Origin of the sequence: Loktanella sp. DSM 29012, assembly GCF_900110705.1 — a bacterium.
Lineage (GTDB): Bacteria > Pseudomonadota > Alphaproteobacteria > Rhodobacterales > Rhodobacteraceae > Loktanella > Loktanella gaetbuli.
The window spans coordinates 199,302-216,465 of sequence record NZ_FOEJ01000002.1 but is presented as its reverse complement, the minus strand read 5'-3'; the positions used below and the strand labels follow the sequence as shown (position 1 = coordinate 216,465).

General features: G+C 61.0%; 17 protein-coding genes and 2 tRNA genes. 13 read left to right on the top strand and 6 right to left on the bottom strand.

The genetic code is table 11. The features are described from left to right. Window positions 1-16 precede the first annotated feature (16 nt). The 13 genes from hisD to BMX27_RS05680 all read left to right on the top strand — a co-directional run bounded on the left by hisD (window position 17) and on the right by BMX27_RS05680 (window position 8,895). Window positions 17-1,321 carry a histidinol dehydrogenase gene (gene hisD / locus BMX27_RS05740; protein WP_090158926.1) on the top strand — a complete coding sequence of 435 codons (1,305 nt, stop codon included), beginning with the start codon at window positions 17-19 and terminating at the stop codon, window positions 1,319-1,321. After that, complete coding sequence (locus BMX27_RS05735) at window positions 1,318-1,797, top strand: UPF0262 family protein (protein WP_056038391.1); 480 nt, start codon at window positions 1,318-1,320, stop codon at window positions 1,795-1,797. Before hisD ends, BMX27_RS05735 begins: the two co-directional genes overlap by 4 nt. Continuing rightward, entirely contained in the window at window positions 1,787-2,266 is a 480-nt protein-coding gene (locus tag BMX27_RS05730; protein ID WP_371260089.1) for an arsenate-mycothiol transferase ArsC, read from the top strand. The genes BMX27_RS05735 and BMX27_RS05730 overlap by 11 nt, the downstream gene beginning before the upstream one ends. A gap of 14 nt (window positions 2,267-2,280) precedes the next feature. Continuing rightward, window positions 2,281-3,051, top strand: coding sequence for a glycosyltransferase family 2 protein (locus BMX27_RS05725; RefSeq protein ID WP_090159200.1), 771 nt, complete (start codon window positions 2,281-2,283; stop codon window positions 3,049-3,051). Window positions 3,052-3,154: 103 nt separating this feature from the next. Next, complete coding sequence (infA, locus tag BMX27_RS05720; RefSeq protein WP_056038395.1) at window positions 3,155-3,373, top strand: translation initiation factor IF-1; 219 nt, start codon at window positions 3,155-3,157, stop codon at window positions 3,371-3,373. A gap of 86 nt (window positions 3,374-3,459) precedes the next feature. After that, window positions 3,460-4,053: a Maf family protein gene (locus BMX27_RS05715; protein ID WP_090158925.1), complete on the top strand. Its 594-nt coding sequence runs from the start codon at window positions 3,460-3,462 to the stop codon at window positions 4,051-4,053. Next, window positions 4,050-5,069 carry a ribonuclease E/G gene (locus tag BMX27_RS05710; RefSeq protein WP_090158924.1) on the top strand — a complete coding sequence of 340 codons (1,020 nt, stop codon included), beginning with the start codon at window positions 4,050-4,052 and terminating at the stop codon, window positions 5,067-5,069. Before BMX27_RS05715 ends, BMX27_RS05710 begins: the two co-directional genes overlap by 4 nt. Continuing rightward, complete coding sequence (locus BMX27_RS05705; RefSeq protein WP_090158923.1) at window positions 5,069-5,242, top strand: DNA gyrase inhibitor YacG; 174 nt, start codon at window positions 5,069-5,071, stop codon at window positions 5,240-5,242. The genes BMX27_RS05710 and BMX27_RS05705 overlap by 1 nt, the downstream gene beginning before the upstream one ends. Window positions 5,243-5,319: 77 nt before the next feature. Beyond that, window positions 5,320-5,394 (top strand) — tRNA-Phe (locus BMX27_RS05700). Window positions 5,395-5,816: 422 nt separating this feature from the next. Continuing rightward, window positions 5,817-6,050, top strand: a complete 234-nt coding sequence (locus tag BMX27_RS05695; RefSeq protein ID WP_090158922.1) for a hypothetical protein — start codon at window positions 5,817-5,819, stop codon at window positions 6,048-6,050. A gap of 234 nt (window positions 6,051-6,284) precedes the next feature. Next, a complete protein-coding gene (locus BMX27_RS05690; protein WP_090158921.1) occupies window positions 6,285-7,433 on the top strand; it encodes a lytic murein transglycosylase in 1,149 nt (382 codons plus the stop codon). Between the two features lie 152 nt (window positions 7,434-7,585). Beyond that, window positions 7,586-8,560 carry a response regulator gene (locus BMX27_RS05685; RefSeq protein ID WP_090158920.1) on the top strand — a complete coding sequence of 325 codons (975 nt, stop codon included), beginning with the start codon at window positions 7,586-7,588 and terminating at the stop codon, window positions 8,558-8,560. Further along, window positions 8,557-8,895, top strand: coding sequence for an Hpt domain-containing protein (locus BMX27_RS05680; RefSeq protein ID WP_177172657.1), 339 nt, complete (start codon window positions 8,557-8,559; stop codon window positions 8,893-8,895). The genes BMX27_RS05685 and BMX27_RS05680 overlap by 4 nt, the downstream gene beginning before the upstream one ends. A 37-nt stretch (window positions 8,896-8,932) precedes the next feature. Here BMX27_RS05680 and BMX27_RS05675 read toward each other — a convergent pair whose 3' ends face one another. From BMX27_RS05675 to recJ, 6 genes are all read right to left on the bottom strand, one after another. Beyond that, window positions 8,933-9,301: a response regulator gene (locus BMX27_RS05675; RefSeq protein ID WP_090158918.1), complete on the bottom strand. Its 369-nt coding sequence runs from the start codon at window positions 9,299-9,301 to the stop codon at window positions 8,933-8,935. A 4-nt stretch (window positions 9,302-9,305) separates the two neighbouring features. Next, on the bottom strand, window positions 9,306-10,391 hold the full coding sequence (locus tag BMX27_RS05670; RefSeq protein ID WP_090158917.1) for a sensor histidine kinase: 1,086 nt from the start codon (window positions 10,389-10,391) through the stop codon (window positions 9,306-9,308). Window positions 10,392-10,510: 119 nt separating this feature from the next. Further along, window positions 10,511-13,648 (bottom strand): CHASE domain-containing protein, encoded by a 3,138-nt coding sequence (locus tag BMX27_RS05665; RefSeq protein ID WP_090158916.1) that lies wholly within the window; start codon window positions 13,646-13,648, stop codon window positions 10,511-10,513. A 127-nt stretch (window positions 13,649-13,775) separates the two neighbouring features. After that, on the bottom strand, window positions 13,776-15,131 hold the full coding sequence (locus tag BMX27_RS05660; protein ID WP_090158915.1) for an ABC1 kinase family protein: 1,356 nt from the start codon (window positions 15,129-15,131) through the stop codon (window positions 13,776-13,778). Between the two features lie 97 nt (window positions 15,132-15,228). After that, window positions 15,229-15,303: transfer RNA gene (locus BMX27_RS05655), tRNA-Glu, on the bottom strand. Window positions 15,304-15,368: 65 nt separating this feature from the next. Then, a complete protein-coding gene (gene recJ / locus BMX27_RS05650; RefSeq protein WP_090158914.1) occupies window positions 15,369-17,144 on the bottom strand; it encodes a single-stranded-DNA-specific exonuclease RecJ in 1,776 nt (591 codons plus the stop codon). Window positions 17,145-17,164: the final 20 nt, after the last annotated feature.

Genomic DNA, 17,164 nt, shown 5'->3' with positions numbered 1-17,164 from the left:
CCTGATGAGGGACCCGATGCCCGATTTTCTGAACTACGACGACGCCGATTTCGAAACCCGTTTTCTGGCGCTGCTGACAGCCAAACGCGAGGATTCGCCCGATGTGGACGATGCTGTCGCCGCCATTATTGCCCAGGTCCGGGCGCAGGGTGATGCGGCGCTGATTGCGCTGACCGAAAAATACGACCGGCTGACGCTGACCCCTGATACCTTGCGGATTTTAACCGCCGAAGTCGATGCAGCCTGTGCGCAGGTCAGCGATGACGACCGGGCGGCGCTTGAATTGGCGGCTGACCGCATCCGCGCCTATCACGCCCGCCAGCTGCCCGAAGATGCCCAGTGGGAGGACGCGGCCGGTGCGACACTTGGCTGGCGCTGGACGCCCGTGTCTGCCGCGGGTCTCTATGTGCCTGGGGGGCTGGCCAGCTATCCGTCGTCCGTTTTGATGAATGCAGTTCCGGCCAAGGTGGCGGGCGTGGGGCGTCTGGCGATGGTCGTGCCCAGCCCGGACGGTGTGCTGAACCCGCTGGTGTTGATGGCGGCACGTATCGCGGGCGTGGACGAGATCTATCGGGTCGGCGGTGCGCAGGCGATTGCAGCACTGGCCTATGGGACCGAAACCATCGCGCCGGTGGACAAGATCACGGGACCGGGCAATGCCTATGTCGCGGCGGCCAAACGCCGGGTGTTCGGCAAGGTCGGCATCGACATGATCGCGGGACCGTCCGAAATTCTGGTGATTGCCGATGCGGACAACGACCCCGACTGGATCGCGCTGGACCTGTTGTCGCAGGCCGAACATGACGAAAGCGCGCAATCCATACTGATCACGACGGACGCGGGTTTCGGCCGTGCGGTGGCGGATGCGGTGGCGGCGCGACTGAAAACGCTGGAACGGCGCAAGATTGCGGGGGCCAGCTGGCGAGATTTCGGGGCGATCATCACGGTGCCTGATCTGGACGCAGCGGTTGCCCTGTCGGACCGGATCGCGCCCGAACACCTGGAACTGTGCGTGAATGACGCCGAGGCGCTGGCGGCGCGGATCACGCACGCGGGCGCAATCTTTGTCGGTGGCTGGACGCCAGAGGCGATCGGCGACTACATTGGGGGTCCGAACCACGTGCTGCCCACCGCCCGGTCAGCACGGTTTTCAAGTGGATTGTCCGTGATGGATTTTGTCAAACGCACCACCATCGCTCGCATGACGCCGCAGGCGCTGGCGGCTGTCGGGCCTGCTGCCGTGCGACTGGCCACCTCCGAGAGCCTGGAGGCGCACGGCCTCAGCGTGCAGGCCCGGCTGGATCGGTTGAACCAGTCATGAGCCGGATCGTCACCATCAATCTCGATGACAGCGGGCTGCCGGCACCCTCTGCCGAAATCGAGCAGGAACGCAGGGTCGCGATTTTCGATCTGCTGGAGGACAACACCTTTGTGCTGCCCGCCAAGGACGGTCGCAAGGTCCCGCCAGGTCCATATGATCTGGCGCTGTCGATCCGGGACCGCAGGCTGGTGTTCGATGTCAAGGACGCCAATCTGGGTGAGGCGGGCGCATTTCATCTGTCGCTGGGACCATTCCGTCAGGTCGTCAAAGACTATTTCCAGATCTGCGAAAGCTATTTCGATGCGGTGAAAACCGCGGCCCCCAGCCAAATTGAAACCATCGATATGGCGCGGCGCGGCATTCACAACGAAGGCGCGCGCGTGTTGCAGGAACGTCTGGATGGCAAGGCCGAGGTCGACATCGACACGGCGCGTCGTCTGTTCACGCTGATCTGCGTGTTGCATTTTGGCGGCTGACGGCAAACCTCCGGCGGCAAGCCTGCCGCAATCGGTCCTGTTTTGTTGCGACCACAACGCCGTGCGTTCGCCCATGGCCGAGGGCATCATGAAAAAGATGTATGGCACCCGTGCCTACATCCAGTCCGTCGGTGTCAACAACGACATGGAAATCGACGGTTTCGCAATCACCGTCTGCGCCGAAATCGGGGTCGAACTGGAACGCCACCGGTCGCGCAGTTTCGACGAGATGGAAGACTGGGGCGATGATTTGTCGTCGTTTGATCTGGTGCTGGCCTTGTCGCCCGCCAGTCAGCGGCGCGCGCTGGATCTGACGCAGTTCTATCATCTGGAGGTGGAATACTGGCCGTTGCTGGACCCGACCGGCATGGGGGACAACCGCGAGGAAAAACTCGCGCTCTATCGTCAGACCCGCGATCAGATCGTGCGCCACCTGCAAGAGCGGTTCGGCCCGCCCTGCGCGGAATGACCGAGCCGGCCTGCATGAAAATCTCGATCATCACTGCGGTGTATAACGCGGCGGCCACCGTGGGGCAGGCGGTTGCCAGCGTTGATGCGCAGACGGGTGTGGATGTGGAACACATCATTGTCGACGGATTGTCGCAAGACGACACGCTGGCGGTCATCGCGGGCATGGGGCAGGGCGGACGCATCGTGATATCCGAGGCGGATCGCGGCATCTATGACGCCATCAACAAGGGGATCGCCCGCGCCAACGGGGATGTGATCGGGGTCGTTCATGCGGACGATTATCTGGCCGATGATCATGTTCTGTCCGATATTGCCGCCATCTTTGCAGATCCGGCGGTCGAGGCGGTTTATGGTGATCTGGACTATGTTCAGAAATCCGATACGCGCCGGATCGTGCGGCATTGGCAGGCAGGAGCTTATCGTCCGGCTCGATTGCGGCGCGGTTGGATGCCGCCGCATCCGACCCTGTTCCTGCGGGCTAAGGTCTTTGACCGGATCGGTTGCTATGATCCAGCGCTGCGGATCGCGGCGGATTATGACCTGATCCTGCGCTATTTCAGCACGACCACGGCTGAGCCGGTCTATCTGCCGCGCGTGCTGGTCAAGATGCGAGTCGGCGGCGAAAGCAACCGGTCGCTGGACCGAATCCTGTTGAAAATGCGCGAGGACCGTCTGGCCTTGCGGCGAAACGGCATCGGGGGATGGGGCACGATCGCGGTCAAGAACCTGTCCAAGCTGCGTCAGTTCGTGCCGTTTGTGTCGGGACAGGGCCGCGCGTCCTGACGTCCCACGCCTCTGGCCCGTATTTCCCCTTGAAAACCCGTTCAATCGGGCGCATCTAGGCGCGGTCCCCGGATACCGGGGCAAAGCAATCACAGGAGACCACATGGCCAAGGATGAACTTCTCGAATTTCCGGGCGTCGTGAAGGAACTGCTGCCGAATGCGACATTCCGGGTCGAGTTGGAAAACGGCCATGAGATCATCGCACATACGGCTGGCAAGATGCGCAAGAACCGCATCCGTGTCCTCGCTGGCGACAAGGTGCAGGTCGAAATGACCCCCTACGATCTGACCAAGGGTCGGATCAATTATCGTTTCAAATAGGTCGAAACCGACGGTTTCGGCCCGTGCGGGTCTGCGGATCGCAGGGCGATCTGCATCCGTCACCCGGCACATGAACGGGTGAAGTTATGTCAAACCCCCCAAAAACCCGCCTGATCCTCGGCTCTGGTTCGCCCCGGCGACTGGAGCTTTTGGCGCAGATCGGCGTGGTGCCTGACGCGGTGCTGCCGCCGGATGTGGACGAATCCGTACATGCGGGCGAGCTGCCCCGCGACTACGTCAAGCGCATCGCCCGCGCCAAGGTGGATGCCGTGGCGGGTGAAGATGCCATCGTGCTTTGTGCCGATACGACGGTCGCCGCTGGCCGGCGGATCATGGGCAAGCCTGCCGATGTCGACGAGGCACGGGCATTTCTGACCTTGTTGTCGGGGCGTCGCCACAACGTCATCACCGCGATGGCGGTCAAACGTGGTGATCGTGTCTGGACGCGGGATGTGCAGACGGCAGTGCGCATGAAACGTCTGTCTGTAGCTGAAATGGACGCCTATCTCGCGACCGATGATTGGCGCGGCAAGGCTGGTGGTTATGCCATTCAGGGACCCGCCGGCGCATTTATCCCTTGGTTGAACGGCAGTTTCACGGGCGTCGTCGGCCTGCCGCTGGCCGAGGCCGCCACGTTGCTGATGGCCGCAGGCTATCCCGTTTATGGAGACCCCCGATGAAGGGCCGCACGATCGTTCTGGATCATTTCAATGGCGCAGAAGCCGCCGCATTGATGGTGGACGGGCAGCTGGACGACCTGCTGGTCGATGCTGTCGACGCCCCGCGGCCGGGTGCCATTTTCCGCGCGATCTGCGACCGCCCGCTCAAGGGGCAGGGCGGCATGATGCTGCGGCTGCCCGACGGCGAGACGGCTTTCCTGCGACAGGGCCGCGGCCTGAAACCGGGCCAGCCGATGCTGGTTCAGGTGACCGGCTACGCCACCGACGGCAAGGCGGTGCCTGTCACGGACCGGGTGCTGTTCAAGAGCCGCTACGCAATCGTCACGCCCGGAAAACCGGGGGTCAATATCTCGCGCCAGATCGCGGATGATGATGAACGCGACAGGTTGAAACTGGTCGCGCTGGAAAATTACGACAGCGACATGGGATTGATTCTGCGGTCGTCCTGCGAGGGTGCCGAAGCGTCCGATATCATCGAGGATATCGCGGCGATGCATGATCTGGCCCTGGCCGTGATGGATGATGCAGAGGGTGCCGGTCCGGAGGCACTGACCGAAGGTGACGGGCCTCACGCGCTGGCCTGGCGCGAATGGACCCGCCCGGCCGAGGTTGTCACCCGTGACGGCAGCTTTGCCGATCTGGGTGTGCTGGATCAGATCGACAACCTGGGCCAGCCACGCGTGGAACTGGACGGCGGGTCCATGTATGTCGAGGCAACACGCGCCCTGGTCGCAGTGGATGTGAACACCGGCGGCGATACCTCGCCTGCTGCCGCGCTCAAGGCGAACCTGTCTGCCTCTCGGCTGCTGCCGCGCGCATTGCGCCTGCGTGGTTTCGGCGGGCAAATCGCCGTTGATTTCGCACCGATGTCCAAGGCGCATCGCAGGCAGGTCGAACAGGCCTTGCGGGCGGCATTTCGTGCTGACGCGGTCGAAACATCGCTGGTGGGCTGGACCACGATGGGCCTGTTCGAGTTGCAGCGCAAACGTGAACGTCTGCCGTTCGAGGTGTCGTGATGGCCTGTCCGATCTGTGACCGCGAAACCGACCCCAAGATGCGCCCGTTCTGTTCCAAACGCTGCGCCGATATCGATCTGGCCCGCTGGTTCAGCGGATCCTATGCCATCCCCGCTGCCCCCGAAGAGCAGGGTGACGACGATGTTTGGGACGGTTCCGAGAAACCTCACTAATTCGCTTCAAAAGGCTCTGGACACCCCGTCATTCCTTGCCTAGAACGCCGCTACCCGACGGAAATATCCGTCCCGGTGCCCGGGTAGCTCAGGGGTAGAGCAGTGGATTGAAAATCCTCGTGTCGGTGGTTCGATTCCGCCCCTGGGCACCATTTAGACCTACCGAAATATTGTGATGCAGCGGGTCGTGTTTGGCCTAGGTCGGTTATGTTCCGGTTGGGTTTGCGATTGCTTCAATGCGTTCACCCTTAGGCTTTGTTATTGGAAATCTGCTTGGCAAGGCGGCTGGCTTGTCAGACGTCGCGGTATCGAAAGTGGGTGGGCCAGACGCTTGCGGTCGGTCGGTAGGCATTGCGCGTATCCGGTTGCGCTGCATGCGCGTGAGAGGCCTTTTTTGCGTGATGCGGCTGATGCGATCTGCGGGTTTGCGTGAATTTGGGCCACGATGCCTGCGCGCCCAAAATGGTGGCCAAAGCGATCAAGTGTTGCCGCGTGACATGGCTGTCTTTGGTCGGCTATTTTTCATGGCGTATGTGGTGAGCAGGCGCAGAGGTTCATTAATGCACCAGAGATCATGTTCGTGAGGCTGGTCGCGCTGGGTCTGCTTGGCTTGTCCGGTGTCTTTGCCTTTCTCTTTCATGTGATGCATGTCCGTTGGCGTGACTGTTTTGATGCCATGGGGCGCTGTTTTGATGTCCAGTCCGGCGTCGTCTACCAGCAACAATCGGGATTGGTCTGGGGCCTGCTGACGGCGGCGACGTTTGCGGGTGCCATCATTGTGATCTTGCTGTCCTGGAAAAGGGGCTGAAATCAGAACTAGGTGCAGCCATCAGACATGCGGGCCCGCGATGTGTCTGTTTCACCTGCATGACGTATCCTCGTCTGTCCGGGCCTGAACACCATACGCAACGGACCGCGTTCGAAAGGCAAAACGAAAGAATTTCACGGTCAGAGGAAATCCGCGGGTCGGCATCGGACGCCCTTACCTGTGGGATCGCGTTTCGATAGGGTTGGATAAAATATCCAGAAACGGGCGACGAACATGTTGACGAGCAGACGAATGTTTTCCCTGGGCGCGCTGGCCAGCGTGCTCGCGGGCTGTGGTGGGCGCGGCGGCGGCACTGTGATCGCTGGTCCGGCGGCTGCACCCGCCATGCAGGCCGTTGCAAATCCGGCCTATGACGCCTGGGTGGTCGGTTTTCAGGGTCGTGCCGCCAACGCGGGTATCACGCAGGCGACACTGGACCGGGCATTTGCGCGCACCGGTTTCCTGCCCGACGTGGTCGAACGCGACCGGAACCAGACAGAATTCACACGCACGCTGGAAGAATATCTGGCGATTGCCGCATCAGAGGAACGCATCGCCAAGGGGCGCGCCAATTATGCACGCTACCGCGATCCGTTGGCCCGGATCGAGGCGCGATACGGCGTCGAGGCGCATGTCGTCACGGCGGTCTGGGGGCTGGAGAGCATGTTTGGGGAACGCCGTGGCGATGTGCCTGTGATTTCCGCCTTGTCGACGCTGGCATTTGACGGCCGTCGCGGTGCATTTTTCGAAAGCCAGCTGATTGGCGCGCTGCGGATCCTGCAAAGCGGGGATATTACACCCGATCGGATGACCGGCAGCTGGGCGGGGGCAATGGGGCACACGCAGTTTATCCCGACGTCCTATCTGGAATATGCCGTTGATTTCACGGGCGATGGCAGGCGCGACATATGGGGCGAGGATCCGACCGATGCACTGGCCAGCACGGCAGCGTATCTCGCGCGGTCAGGCTGGCGCCGGGGCGAGCCCTGGGGGGGCGAGATCGGGTCGCCTGGGGCCGCAGCCGGAACGCGTCGCCTGACGCCGCAGGCCGGTGGTCCGACATTCGCGGTCGGGCCGAATTTCAACGCGATCAAGCGATACAACAATTCCGATTCTTACGCGATCGGCGTGGGGCATCTGTCCGACCGGATCATCGGTGCAGGACCGATCCGCGGCAGTTTCCCGCCCGACCGCTATGGTCTGACCGGCGACACCCGCAAGGAGCTGCAACAGCGCCTGACGGCGGCAGGGTTCGATACACAAGGTGCCGACGGTGTGTTGGGCGCGAATTCCAGAGCCGCAATCACGGCCTATCAGCAGCGCAACGGACTGGCCGTGACCGGAGAACCGTCACTGGATCTGCTGTTGAGGCTACGAGGCTGAAAGTTGCCGGTAACCTGATCTGGATTTGGCGATGCAACCTGAGGTTCCGAAGAATCGCCCGCGTCAGAACACTTTTTTGACCTAATTCCCCTGTTCACTGAAATCCTAGGTTGTTCCAAAAAATGGAAAGCCTGTGTTTTGGGGTATAAGTCATGAAAATTCTCGCGGTCGACGACGATCCGTTCATTCTGGAACTTCTGGTCAGCCTCGTCGGCTTTCTGGACGGGCACCAGTTGGTGACGGCAACTGATGCGACTGATGCGCTGCGGGTGATGGATCTCAATCCGGACATTGAATGTTTTCTGGTCGATATCCAGATGCCCGGGCGTGACGGGATCGAATTGTGCCGCGACATCCGTCGCGATCCGCGTTTTGCCCGGTCGCCCGTGATGATGCTGACAGCGATGGCCGACAAGGATCACATCGACCGCGCCTTTGCCGCCGGTGCCACGGATTACATCAACAAACCGTTTGACGTGGCAGAGCTGTCCGAACAGTTGGAACTGGCCAGCTGGCGTATCACGTCACGCGAGATATCGCATGATCGCCTGACGCAGACACCATCGGGTCACATGGTCAGCGAAACGGCGGGTCCTCTCGCGCTGTATCAACCGTTTGAAATCCACGATGTCGATGGTGTCGTCACCCTGACCGCGCTGGAAAATTACATCACCAAGCTGTCGCGGAACGCGCTCTACGGTTCAAGCGTCGTAGGTGTCACGCTCCGCGAGGCGGATCGGTTCTTTGCCGCGCTGTCCGAATTCGATTTTCGCTGCCTGATGGCCGACCTGTCCGAGGCGCTGAGCGATGAATTGGCGCATTTCAATCCGCTGTTGTCCTATGTCGGCAGCGGCACGTTCGTCTGCATTCTCGAGGACGGGGCACGTCTGGATGCGCGGCGTTTCACGGATGCGCTGAACCTGTCGATCCATCGGATGGATCTGCATGCCAGCACGGGCGAGCGTCTGCATCTGCGCATGTGCGTCGGTGAGGCAGTCAGATTGTTCTGGCGGCCGGGTCAGCAGGCCATCGAATGCCTGTCGCGCGCCCATGCCAACGCCGAGGCCGAGGCGCAGAAACGCGAACGCGATCTGGACGCGTTCTGGATGTTGGAGCGTTCGGCATGAACCAGTCATCCATGTCGTCCATGAATGCGGCGATTGAACGCATGCGTGATCGGTTCATGACCGAATACCGCGAAAGACACGCAGAGCTGATATCGCTTGGGCTACAGATCGGGGTTTCGGGCGATGACCGCGAGACGTTGGACCGTGCCAAGGCCAATCTGCATCGGACCGCCGGCACCGCTGGCACATTGGGCCTGGAACGTTTGGGGCGCGAGGCATCACGCGCCGAGGAACGGATTGCCCATATGTTGAAATCAGAAGAAATCGACCCAGAGCAGGCGATCCGCGTGCTGGTCCAGTTTCTGGATATTTCGGAAAGCTTCGTCAAACATTAGCCGGTTGCAAGCCGAGCAAAGACAAAGTGGCGGCCTCTCACACCTTGAGGGCCGCCATTATGTCGTCTGCCAATGTGATCGGATCAAAGGGTTTCGCGATGACGGCCACGGCACCTTGGTCCAGCAAGGCCTGCTTTTCGACGGATTGCACCCGTGCGGTCATGAAAATGGCGGGCACATCGGACAAGGCAGGGTCCTTGCGCAGGGTGGCCAGTACCTCGGGTCCGGTCATGTTCGGCATCATCACGTCCAGCAAGAGGACATCAGGCGCGAAATCCGCTGCATGATCCACGGCCATTTGCCCGTCTGCACATTGCAGGATTTCGAATTGCCCCGACATTCCCAGCGCGAGTTCGGCGATCTCGCGGATATCGGGGTCGTCTTCGGCGTGGAGAATTTTGATCATGATGCTACTTGTCCTCGTCGCTTGGCGATGCGTCTGCCAGTGTGATTGTCACGGTGGTGCCCTGATCCTGTGTGCTGGACAGTGCAATGCTGCCGTCATGCGATTCGATGATCGTTTTCACGATGGCCAGACCCAACCCCGTGCTGCCCGAACGGTTGCGGTGAATTGATCCTGCCTGATTGAAACGTTCAAAAATCGTTTCCAGCGCATCTGCGGGGATTCCGATCCCCCTGTCCGTGACATTGATCCGGTGTGACCCGTCGTCTTGGGTCAAGAGCACGATGGTGATCGTGCCACCCTTGTGAGAGAATTTGCAGGCATTCGAGATCAGGTTGGTCATGACCTGGTGCATGCGATCAGCATCCAGCAGCGCCATGGCCGGATGATCCGGCATGTCACAGATGACGTTCACACCATAGCCTTGGGCGAAATCGGCGTTCGCCTCGCAGGCCGCATCGATGACCGCGCGCAGATCCGTCGGAACCATGTCAAAGGTCATGTTGCCGCTGGACATTTTTTCGAGGTCCAGGATGTCGTTGACCAGCAGCATCAGCCTGCCGACGTTGCGATGTGCGATATCCAGCAGTTTGCGGGTCTGGTCGGTGATCGGGCCGGATGCGCCTGACAGCGCCATACCCAGCGCGCCCTTGACCGACGTGAGCGGTGTGCGCAGCTCGTGACTGACGGTTGCCACGAAATCATCGCTCAGGCCCGATGACCCAGCCTGACGGTTGCGCAAGATCAACAAGAAGGGCGCCCCATCATAGAGACCGCACCGCTGATATTCGATGCAATAGAGCTGACCCGCGTAGCTGACATGCGCTTCACTCCGGGAGGTCTGCTGTCTTGCAAGCGCGGCCTTCAGCGCGTCCTGACCGGTCTGGAATGGAATTGATGTGAGGGTTCTGGTGCCAACTTCGGTCGCGTCAAACAGAGCGCGTGCCGCAGCGTTCATGTAGATGATCGTGTCGCGGTCCGCCGCCAATCCGATGACCGGATCGGACAATGTGTCCAACAATGACGAAGATCCAAAGGAATATTCCTGGGCCGCAAAGCCGAGGGCGGTAACGGTCGAAAAATTACTCGTCATCAATACTTCCTATTCTTCCGGAATGAACGGCAGTAAATTTGCCGCTGTTTCCTCAAATCAATTTTTCAAATAAATATGCCTAAAGAATGGCTGTTAATGTGCATGTTCGTGAATTGGCGTTAGGCGACGTCACGCAGTTGCATGACGACCTGTTCGACGCATTTACGTGATTTCGTCAGCGACAGGCTGATCCGCGTGTCGATATGCTGGCGGTCGTGGGATGACAGGACGACAAATCGGGCCTGCGGCTGCGCATCAACGAGGGCATCGACCACTTCGGCTGCGTCCCCGTCCTTGAGTTCCCAGTCAATGATCACGGTATCAAAAAGTCCGTCGAACATCGCCTTGCGGACCTCTGCCAGTGATTGCACGACCTGCACATCGGCAAAGTCCTGCAAGCTCAGTTTCAGGATTTCAGCAAAGTCTTTGTCATCCTCCAGATGCAGAATGCGTTTGCGCATATTGTTTTTTGGCCGGACGATCTGAATGTCCGCTGGGGCGAGACCATCCGCGATGGGGCAGGTGAACCAGAATTCCGTGCGGCCAGGCATGCTATCGAAACCGATCTGGCCGCCCATGCTCTCGACGATCTGGCGTGAAATGTTCAGGCCCAGACCGGTGCCGCCCTTGGTGCGTGTGTCAGAACTGTCGGCCTGCGAGAACGGCTTGAAAATATGGGCACGAAAACTGTCGGGCACGCCTGGGCCAAGGTCGGTCACGCTGAACCGCAGGTCGCTGCCCCAGCGACTGAGGCCCAGCACGACCTGTGATCCCAGGGGGGCGTATTTGCAGGCATTCGACAACAGGTTCGTCAGCACTTGCAAAACGCGGTCCACATCCGCCTGGACCATGGCACTGCGGGTGTCGTCCTGAACCCGCAATGATACGCCGTGGCGTTCGGCGTAGGGGGCATTCTGTTCGATTGCCTGTTGCGCCATCAGAACGCCCACTTGCGGTCTGATATCGAAATCCAGCTTGCCGGCACCGATCTTTTCGAGGTCCAGAATGTCGTTCACGAGGTAGATCAACCGGTCCACGTTCGACTGGGCAATATCCAGCAGGCGCGGGGGGGCGTTCGGCCCGGCCTTGGACATCAGGCCAAGCGCGCCTTTGATCGACGTCAGTGGTGTGCGCAATTCATGACTCACGGTGGCCACGAATTCGGACTTGATGCGCGCGGCTTCCTTTTCCTGGGTCACGTCGCTGATCTGCATCACAAACAGGTCTGCACGGGCATTCGGGTTGGGGGCCCAGGACACCTTGACCACGCCCCAGCGGATTTCGCCGTTGGGCTGGGTGATCTTGTGTTCGCCGCGATAGGTCTTTTCGGTGCAACCTTGCAGGTTGATGACCGCACGCACGATTTCCGCCCCCTCGGCGGGGCCGAACAAGTCGCTGAGCTGCATTTGAGACAGTTCCGCGCGGCTGCGCCCGGTCAGGCTGGCCATTGCGCCGTTCGGGTCGGTCAAGCTGCCGTCCCCGTCGATGATGACCATGCTGACAGGTGCATGCGCCTGTGCCAGACGGATGCGCTCCTCGCTGGCCTGAAGAGCATCCTGCAAGTCGCGCTGGGCCTGAATGTCGGTCTGCGCACCGATCAGTCGCAGTGCGTTTCCCTCTGCATCACGTTCCACCACGACGGCATCTGATTTCATGTAGCGCCATGTCCCGTCGTCGAATTTGACACGGAACTCGCTGATCGACCGCGGGGTCAGGCCAGCGATACAGTCACGATCAGCCGCTTCAAGTTGGTCGATATCATCAGGGTGGATGCGTGATTTGAAGATGTGCTGCACCTCGTCCATCGGCACGTCGCTGTCGATCTCCATAAGGCGACGCCAGGTATCCGACACGATCGACGTCTGCGTCACGAGGTTGACGTCGAACACACCGATGTCGGCACCACTGAGTGCGAGGTTCCAGCGTGCCTCAGTCTTGCGCAGCTTTTCCGCGCTCTCGGTCTGTGCGGTGACGTCGCGCAGAATGACGGTATGCCGTATTTCACCATCCGCCGCGCGCCAGGTGTTTCGCTGCAATTCCAGATAGAGTGTCTGGCCGCCGTGCAGCGCGTATGTCGCCTCGGCGAATGTCCAATCGTTTGTCAGGCCCTGCGTGGTGAGCAGGTCCCGCAGGCGCTGCCCTTCAAGCGTATCGTCGTTCATTCCCAAGAGCGCCTTGGCGGCCGTGTTGGCCGATATGATCCGGCCCTGCTGGTTCAGCACCAGAACACCGAATACAGCGTTGTCGACGATCGCGCGGTTGCGATCCTCGTTCGAAATGATCTGTCGGTTCGCCAATATTTCCGATTTTGTAATGGCCGATACGTAGCCGATCAGCAGGAGCGTGATAAACGCCCCCCCCGCCAGCACGAGCCACGCCACATGGTGGCCCTGCGCTTGTGAAAACTGGGGTGTGCTGGCCCAGACGATGTTCCACTGACGACCAAAGACCCGCAGGCTCGCACTGCGTGAATAGGCCGCCTCTTCCGAGGCGTGCTGACCGAAAATCGGCGTGTCGGAGTCGGCGGAATCGTAGATGGTGATGTTGAACATCTGGTCCTGACCGGCGGTCAATCCGGTCAGCAGATTTTCCGCAAAGATCGGGGCATAGACCCAGTCGACAAATGCGGCACGCCGTTCCATCAGTGTTTCGCGCGGCATGCCCACCGCGTACCGGGGCCGCAGCATCAGGAAACCGACCTGATCATTGCCGCCCTGGACCAGCACGAGAGGCCCGGTCAATTTGGTCATGCCGTGATTGCGGGCGTTGACTGCGGCCGTGTAGCGGTTGACCTCAAAGGCGATATCCAATCCACGCGCCTTGGCATTTGGTTCGTAGGGTTCGATGTGTCGAATGACCATCTTTTCAGAGCGCTCCCGGATCGGGTGGATCACGAGTTCGCCGACATTGTCCTGACGCGCTGCATTCAGGAATTCCGTCAGATTGTCGCGGTTAACCGGCTGAATCAGTCCGATGCCGGACACGGCAGGCAGGTTGCGCGAAATATCGAGTGAGTTGACGTAGTCGACCCAGTCCTGCTGGGTGACGTCGTCAGAGGCATTCAACAAACCAGCGACACCATCCAGTGCCAATGCCACCGCTGCTAAACGTTGCAAAATAGCTGTTTCGCTGTCGGCAGTGATCGATTCAAAAGCGGTCGCGGTGCGTTTGCTGGCCAGATCGTAGGTTAGCCACGTCGTAAAGATCGTCAGCGCAATTGTGACCGGTATGGCCAGTTGTCGGATAGACGTCTGCATCGCAACCCCTTGTTTCGGGAATTCGTTTCCCGTTGCAACTTACGGTAGTGATACCGCCCGGCTGTGGCAGACGGTCTGCCGGATCATTATGACTTTTTTCGGACCTGTGGCGGGAACGCACAAACATTTATCCGGATTTGGTGCCAAGCTCGGGATTTGGCGGCAATCTTTTGCGGATCAACGCCATGACATCGACCTGCGCACCCAGACGTGCGGCCAACAGGAACACGCCGCCGAATTTGCGTTGTAGCAACAGGACCTCGATCGGAAGCGGGGGCGGTACAAATCCGGCTTCGGCGAGGGCCACGCCCTCGGCTTGCATCTGGCGGGACATGCTGCGGTCGCCGAAATCGTATCGCGATGCGTGACCCAGCGCGGCAAAGACCGTTCGCATCATGGTCAGGATGCGGTTGCGGTGATCGTCGGCGGTCTGTGCCCTCAGAAATCCGATGTCGCGCGCCGCTTGCGACATTGCATCGACGTCATCGCGCAGACCTGCGCTGATCAAATGGGCGTAATTCCGGGCGGTCTGGGCGGAAATGGGCTGCGCCGCGCCGAAATCCAGCAATATGATCCGGCCCGTTCCCTGATCATATTGGTAATTCGCGAAATTCGGATCGGTCTGCATATGACCAAAGACGAACAATTCCTGCAGTGTCAGGTCGATCAGGTCTGCGGCAACCCGGTCACGCACCTGCTGCGGCTGATCGAGGATGCTTTCGACCGGAACGCCTGTGACGAAATCCATGCTCAGGATCTGCGGCGTGCTCCAGTCGGCATGACATCGCGGCACGACGAAACGCGGATCATCCGCCAGCAAATCGCCGAACCGGGTCAACTGGCCTGCCTCGCGGGCGTAATCGGTTTCCTGGTGCAGCTGATTGCGGGCCTCGGCCAGATAGGGGCCCAGGTCGAACCCCTTGGGCAACAGTCCGGACATGCGCATCAACGCGCCCACATTTGCGACATCGCTGTCGATGCTGTCGGCCACGCCGGGATATTGCACCTTGATCGCCAGATCGCGCCCGTCGCGAAGTTGCGCCCTGTGCACCTGCCCGATCGAGGCCGCGGCAATGGGCCTGACGTCAAAGGATTTGAACTGCGCCAGCCAGTCGGTCGGCCACTGGGTATTCAGGACCTTTTTCAACTGGGCGGGCGGCATGTAATGGGCATCGTCGCGCAGCCGGGCCATGATCTGCGACAATTCCGGTGGCAAGACATCGCCGGTGTCCATCGAGATGAGCTGCCCCATCTTCATCGCCGCACCGCGCATCTTGGCCAGCTGGTCCGCGATCCGGGTCATATTCGCAGGCGTCAGCATCAGACCGCGCAAGGTCGGGCGCTGACCGCGACCCAGTTGTGCAGCACCGTTCACTGCCATGTTGCCCGCTATTCCGGCTGTCATCGATCCCAGACGGCCCAGCCGGGACAACCGGTGGGCGGGTACGGACAGCGGGCGGGATGTCTTGGGATCATTGCGCATGGCAGACAGTTAGCCGTGTGTTGCGACACGACAATCAGATACCGCGCTGCGGCCTGCGAAAAATTCGCAAACTGTCTGAAAAATCTGGGGAAAACCGTGGCAGCCCGTAGGGGAATCGAACCCCTCTTTCCAGGTTGAAAACCTGGCGTCCTAACCGATAGACGAACGGGCCACGCTTGGTGAGGGCCTTTTAGGCAAGCCACGGGGTGGGGGCAAGAGACATTTTGCACCCTTTCGTTAAAAAGTTTCGACCGCCCCTACGTCAGCTGCTGCGGCGTCCTCGAGACGCAGTTGTGGTGACGTGCGGCCTTGCCAAGTGTTGATTTCCAGCTTGCCGGCCAAGTGAAAACGCGCACCGCCGTGGCCTGTCAGCGTAGGCCCCATCGGGCCATCCATTGCGCCAAAGGCAATCGCGTCGATACGGGTTCCCAGACCATCGCCAAAGGTGATTTTCAGGTGACCGGTGCCGACAGGTTTGGCAAAGAGAATCTGGCTGTCGGGAAAGGCAAAGCGCGGTGCGGGCGCACCCGCGCCAAAGGGACCCGCCTGTTCAATCTGGCGGATCAGGTCCACCGTCGCAGCACCGGGCATCAGCACGCCATCAAGGCGCAGGTCGGCGGGTCCCAATGCGCCGGCACCTTGCCGGTCGAGCAGGGTCGCGATCCGGTCCATCGCGGCCTCCAGTCCGTCCTCTGCCACGGTCAGTCCCGCGGCCATCTTGTGACCGCCGCCTTTCAGCAGCAGGCCCTCGGCCGCGACGCGCTGAATGACGGCACCAAGGTCGATTCCGCTGACGGACCGGCCAGACCCCTTGCCGATGCCATCATCCAGCCCGATGACGATGGCGGGACGGTTCGTCGCCTCTTTCAGTCTGGCGGCCACGATGCCGACGACGCCGGGGTGCCAGCCTGCGCCTGCCGCCCAGACCAGTGGCGCATCCAGACCGCGTGCCGTGGCCTGTTCCAGTGCCACCTCGCGGACACGTGCCTCGATGTCGCGTCGTTCCGTATTCAGCAGGTCCAGCCGCTCGGCCAGCGCCTGCGCCTCGTGTGGGTCGTCCGTCGCCAGAAGGCGGGCACCGAGGTCAGCCGCACCGATGCGACCGCCTGCGTTGACCCGTGGACCCAGTAAAAACCCCAGGTGATGCGATGTGGGGGCCTGATCCAGCCCGGCCACATCCGCCAGTGCAGTGATGCCAACCCGGTCGCGGCGTGCCATGACCACCAGCCCCTGCCGCACCAGCGCACGGTTCACGCCGACCAATGGGGCCACATCGGCCACGGTTGCCAGGGCCACCAGATCCAGCATCGCCATCAGGTCGGGACCGCTTGCGCCGTCTGATTTCATCAGGCGGTTCACCTCGACCAGCACCAGGAAAACCACGGATGCAGCGCACAGGTGGGCCAGCGTGCCGTCCTCGTCCTGCCGGTTCGGGTTCACCACGGCAACGGCGGGGGGCAGTGTATCCGTCCCCAGGTGGTGATCCAGCACGATCACGTCCGCGCCCCGGGCCGCAGCAATCGGGCCGTGGGACAGCGTTCCGCAATCGACGCAGACGATCAGATCATGCTCGCGGGCCAGCGCCGCCATCGCAGTATCGTTGGGACCATAGCCTTCGTCGATGCGGTCCGGAATATAGAGTGTGGCACGCAGGCCCATCTGGCGCAGCCAGACCAGCAAAAGTGCGGCGGATGACCCGCCATCCACGTCGTAGTCCGCAAAGATCGCGATACGTTCCTTGGCCTTGACCGCCGCCAGAAACCGCGTTGCGGCGACATCCATATCGCGCAGGCTGCGGGGATCCGGCAGCAGGTCGCGCAAGGTCGGTGCAAGAAACCCTGCCGCCTCTTCGGGGGGGACGCCGCGCCGCACCAGCGTGCGACAGAGCGCAGGCGGCAGTGATGTGAGCTGCGCCATCGCCTCTGACTGGCGATCTTCTTCGGCACCGGGGCCGATCCAGCGCCGTCCGGTCAAGGATGCATCGACGCCGAGATAGGCGGCTGTTGTGGTCATGCGGTGTCCTGCCTGATCTG

Coding starts and splice junctions, on each gene's coding strand:
- hisD (WP_090158926.1), top strand. CDS start 17: ATGCCCGATTTTCTGAACTACGACGACGCCGATTTCGAAACCCGTTTT.
- BMX27_RS05735 (WP_056038391.1), top strand. CDS start 1,318: ATGAGCCGGATCGTCACCATCAATCTCGATGACAGCGGGCTGCCGGCA.
- BMX27_RS05725 (WP_090159200.1), top strand. CDS start 2,281: ATGAAAATCTCGATCATCACTGCGGTGTATAACGCGGCGGCCACCGTG.
- infA (WP_056038395.1), top strand. CDS start 3,155: ATGGCCAAGGATGAACTTCTCGAATTTCCGGGCGTCGTGAAGGAACTG.
- BMX27_RS05715 (WP_090158925.1), top strand. CDS start 3,460: ATGTCAAACCCCCCAAAAACCCGCCTGATCCTCGGCTCTGGTTCGCCC.
- BMX27_RS05710 (WP_090158924.1), top strand. CDS start 4,050: ATGAAGGGCCGCACGATCGTTCTGGATCATTTCAATGGCGCAGAAGCC.
- BMX27_RS05705 (WP_090158923.1), top strand. CDS start 5,069: ATGGCCTGTCCGATCTGTGACCGCGAAACCGACCCCAAGATGCGCCCG.
- BMX27_RS05695 (WP_090158922.1), top strand. CDS start 5,817: ATGTTCGTGAGGCTGGTCGCGCTGGGTCTGCTTGGCTTGTCCGGTGTC.
- BMX27_RS05690 (WP_090158921.1), top strand. CDS start 6,285: ATGTTGACGAGCAGACGAATGTTTTCCCTGGGCGCGCTGGCCAGCGTG.
- BMX27_RS05685 (WP_090158920.1), top strand. CDS start 7,586: ATGAAAATTCTCGCGGTCGACGACGATCCGTTCATTCTGGAACTTCTG.
- BMX27_RS05680 (WP_177172657.1), top strand. CDS start 8,557: ATGAACCAGTCATCCATGTCGTCCATGAATGCGGCGATTGAACGCATG.
- BMX27_RS05675 (WP_090158918.1), bottom strand. CDS start 9,301: ATGATCAAAATTCTCCACGCCGAAGACGACCCCGATATCCGCGAGATC.
- BMX27_RS05670 (WP_090158917.1), bottom strand. CDS start 10,391: ATGACGAGTAATTTTTCGACCGTTACCGCCCTCGGCTTTGCGGCCCAG.
- BMX27_RS05665 (WP_090158916.1), bottom strand. CDS start 13,648: ATGCAGACGTCTATCCGACAACTGGCCATACCGGTCACAATTGCGCTG.
- BMX27_RS05660 (WP_090158915.1), bottom strand. CDS start 15,131: ATGCGCAATGATCCCAAGACATCCCGCCCGCTGTCCGTACCCGCCCAC.
- recJ (WP_090158914.1), bottom strand. CDS start 17,144: ATGACCACAACAGCCGCCTATCTCGGCGTCGATGCATCCTTGACCGGA.